This window comes from Bacillus sp. JST-5, from assembly GCF_057747715.1.
Genome location: NZ_JBYLHW010000114.1, coordinates 1 through 3,519, shown reverse-complemented (window position 1 = coordinate 3,519; position 3,519 = coordinate 1). Strand labels below are relative to the sequence as shown.

Annotated in this window: 4 protein-coding genes; all 4 read left to right on the top strand. The window is 33.9% G+C overall.

Annotated elements, in window-relative coordinates:
* The coding region (locus tag AC3ASS_RS13850) for a hypothetical protein (RefSeq protein WP_488284098.1) at nucleotides 1-219 on the top strand (219 nt) is incomplete at its 5' end.
* A gap of 414 nt (nucleotides 220-633) precedes the next feature.
* The gene (locus AC3ASS_RS13845) at nucleotides 634-1,584 is read left to right on the top strand and encodes a D-2-hydroxyacid dehydrogenase (protein WP_488284097.1); all 951 of its coding nucleotides are present in this window, start codon (nucleotides 634-636) and stop codon (nucleotides 1,582-1,584) included.
* Between the two features lies 1 nt (nucleotide 1,585).
* A complete protein-coding gene (locus AC3ASS_RS13840; RefSeq protein WP_488284096.1) occupies nucleotides 1,586-2,137 on the top strand; it encodes a cob(I)yrinic acid a,c-diamide adenosyltransferase in 552 nt (183 codons plus the stop codon).
* Between the two features lie 92 nt (nucleotides 2,138-2,229).
* The gene (gene perR, locus AC3ASS_RS13835; protein ID WP_488284095.1) at nucleotides 2,230-2,673 is read left to right on the top strand and encodes a peroxide-responsive transcriptional repressor PerR; all 444 of its coding nucleotides are present in this window, start codon (nucleotides 2,230-2,232) and stop codon (nucleotides 2,671-2,673) included.
* Nucleotides 2,674-3,519: the final 846 nt, after the last annotated feature.

The window sequence follows — 3,519 nt, the reverse complement described above, 5'->3', positions numbered from 1 at the left end:
CGTCAGAAGTCAGCAGAGGTCATAGTATTAGTTGGTCTAGAACAACTAAGAAGGACCGAACAATTAAGAGAGAATAGTCCTTGGCATTCAGTGAGTCATGATGAACACAGAAAACGTAGTACCTCACTTGAGGGAGGAAGCGGTGAATCCCGTGGGAGACCTCTTGGAGGGTGGAGTGACCACTGGCATAAAGAGAACAGCTATTCACGGAAGTTATAAAGACTTGCGTCAATTATCTTAATTGAACCGCCGTATACGGAACCGTACGTACGGTGGTGTGAGAGGACGGGAGTTAATCGCTCCCTCCTACTCGATTTAGTGACTAGCGTCAATGGGAAATGATGTAGAATAAAGAAACACTAAAACTACTTCACTTCAATGAAAAATCAATATCTAATTATTACGGTTCGAATTTTATGGTTCTGTTCATTTTCTATAGTTGTTCATATATTTCCATACTTTTTGGTCGAGGAAAAAAATTACAATTTCAATAATTCTGACCTCAAAATAACGTCCATCATCTCTATTTAAAGGTAGCTGAAAATTACATAATAAATGTTTCAATTCCTTTAATTTTCAAAATATGTTGATGATGTTATGATAATTATGAAAAGTTTAGGGATGGTGACTTGTATGAATATAATATCAACCATTGTACCGAAAGAAGAGATTCAAAACGAACTAAGAAAAAGATTTCCTAAAGTTCAGGCAGAATTTTTTAATGGTATGAAAGAAGCGGAAGAGCATTTACATAAAGCTGAAATTTTCATAACTTATGGAGAAGATTTAACAGAAGAAAGATTAAAAAAAGCGGAAAATTTGAAATGGATTATGGTAATGTCCGCTGGACTAGAAAAAATGCCATTTCAATTTTTAATGAAGAGAAAGATAAAAGTTACAAATGCAAGAGGAATTCATAAAATTCCTATGGCTGAATATACAATAGGCGTAATGTTAAATCATTCGAAACGACTAGGAAAAATGTTAAAAAATCAAATGGCTAAAAACTGGGATAAAAAGCTGCATATGCAGGAGTTATATGGCAAGACATTGCTAATCGTCGGTGCAGGTGCCATCGGACAACAAATTGCGGTTTATGCCCATGCATTAGGGATGAATGTTTTAGGTATTAATACTTCTGGCAAGAACAAGCCTCCTTTTAAAACAATGCATAAATTAGAACAATTGAAGTTAGTCTTACCAGAAGCAGACTATGTTGTTTCCGTTTTACCTAGTACAAAACAAACAAAAGGGATTTTCAATAAAGAACTTTTTTCATCCTTTAAACCAGGTTCTGTTTTTATCAATATTGGTCGAGGAGATGCTGTGATTGAACAAGATTTAATTGAAATATTAAATGATGGCATAATTGACCACGCCTATTTAGATGTTTTTCAACAAGAACCACTTCCTTGTGACCACCCATTTTGGACAATGGAAAATGTAACGATAACACCACATGTATCTAGTCATTCAAAAATGTACTTAGTACGTGCATTCGACATATTTTATAAAAATCTCGAAACGTATTTAAATAATGGGGATGATTTTATTAATGAAGTTGATTTAACAAGGGGGTATTAATATGAAGATTTACACAAGAAGTGGGGATAAAGGAGAAACTTCATTAATTTATGGTCAAAGGGTTCGTAAAAGCGATCCTAAGGTAGAAGCATATGGAACATGTGATGAAGCGAATTCAATGATTGGATTGGCACTTAGTTATTTAAGAAATGAGTTTTTTGAAGAAAAGGAATTTTTTCTAACAGTATTTCATAAAATTCAAACAACACTTTTCCATGTGGGGGCAGAATTAGCTACACCGAAAGGAAAAACAGTGAAATGGGCATTAACGAAGGAAGATATTCAGGAACTTGAACACATTATTGATCAGTGGGATGCGCATTTAGAACCATTAAGTAATTTTATTTTGCCAGGAGGTCATGAAGCGGGTGCAGCATTGCATGTAGCAAGAACGATAGTAAGAAGAGCGGAAAGATGTGCCGTAGAAATAGAGGATGTGAATCCGCTCGTGCTTGCTTATTTAAACCGTTTATCAGACTTATTATTTGTTGCTGCAAGAATGATCAATATGAATCTTGGTGAAAAAGAACAAAATCTACATGAAAAATCTTAATATAAGAGCGGTTTATTGACAAAAATGGGACTTTATTAGTACACTAATTATAAGAATTATCATTTAATAATCTTTACGGAGAAAAGAGGTGCATGGCGGTGTCACAGACCCAACTAAAAGAAGCTTTAGAAACGCTTAAAGAAACAGGAGTCCGTATCACTCCGCAGCGTCATGCGATACTTGAGTATTTAATACAATCCATGTCCCATCCAACGGCCGATGATATATATAAAGCTCTGGAAGGCAAATTTCCTAATATGAGTGTCGCAACGGTATATAATAATTTAAGAGTTTTTAAAGAGGTTGGTCTTGTGAAAGAATTAACGTATGGAGATTCATCATCTCGCTTTGATTTTGTCACAACCCAACACTATCACGTCATTTGCAATTCATGTGGAAAAATTGTCGATTTTCATTATCCAGGTTTAGATGAAGTTGAACAATTAGCTTCACATGTGACAGGATTTAAGGTTAGTCATCATCGGATGGAGATTTACGGAACATGTCCTGAATGTAATAAAAAGGACGCTCATTAAAAGAATTGTTTATAAAAAGCAATTCTTTTTTTGTGCATAATTCCGAATCTAGGAAGATTTTTATCGTAATTGAAAAAGCCAGTGAAATTTTTTATGTAGAATTTCACTGGCTTTACCTTTTATTCAAATAAGATAATTAAATTACTTTTTGAACCTTCAACTTGCGAGTAAAATTACCATAGCTGCAAAATTTTTTGCCTACTTGCTAGAAAATTACCGAAAGTTACAAATAATTTTTCGATAGTTACAAGTTTTTCTTTACGACTCGCAAATACGATTTTTTCTAGTTGCAAATAGATATTTAAGAGTTACAAATACGATTCATAAACTAACAAATTTAATTATTAAAGTAGCAAATATACATCCAATCGCTATAGTTAAGTACGAGCAGATTTTTTGTTTTTGAGGAAAATTCAACCTCGAATGTTAAACTTGCAAATATATCAATATGAGTTGCAAGATTCTTTTATCACTAGTATAAAATTTTCAGCTTCGAATCATTAACTTGCAAATAAAATCAACTAAGTTGAAAATTTTTGTCATGGTGACATATAATTTTTTTCCAAATAGAAACTCAATCACGAAAAAAATAAGAAGTTGTCTAAAAGGATCAATATAGAGTGAAATTCAATTAAATGAATAAAACAAAGAATGTTGTTTTTGATTTAAGCGTGCCCAGCTAAGCTGTTATCTGCTAGTTGGTGCAAGTCCAACCCGAGTAAGTGCCAAGACGCTCGGTAGCTGACAGGCAACTGGTGGAGAAATCCTAAGGTTGAAGCCCTGTGACAAAGTAACTCTCTTGGAGAGTGCGAGCAAATCAACAGACCGTAACATAAAGTGAATCCT

Bases quoted from the DNA above. Each gene is read 5' to 3' on its own strand.
- AC3ASS_RS13845 (WP_488284097.1), top strand. From the start codon at position 634: ATGAATATAATATCAACCATTGTACCGAAAGAAGAGATTCAAAACGAA.
- AC3ASS_RS13840 (WP_488284096.1), top strand. From the start codon at position 1,586: ATGAAGATTTACACAAGAAGTGGGGATAAAGGAGAAACTTCATTAATT.
- perR (WP_488284095.1), top strand. From the start codon at position 2,230: ATGGCGGTGTCACAGACCCAACTAAAAGAAGCTTTAGAAACGCTTAAA.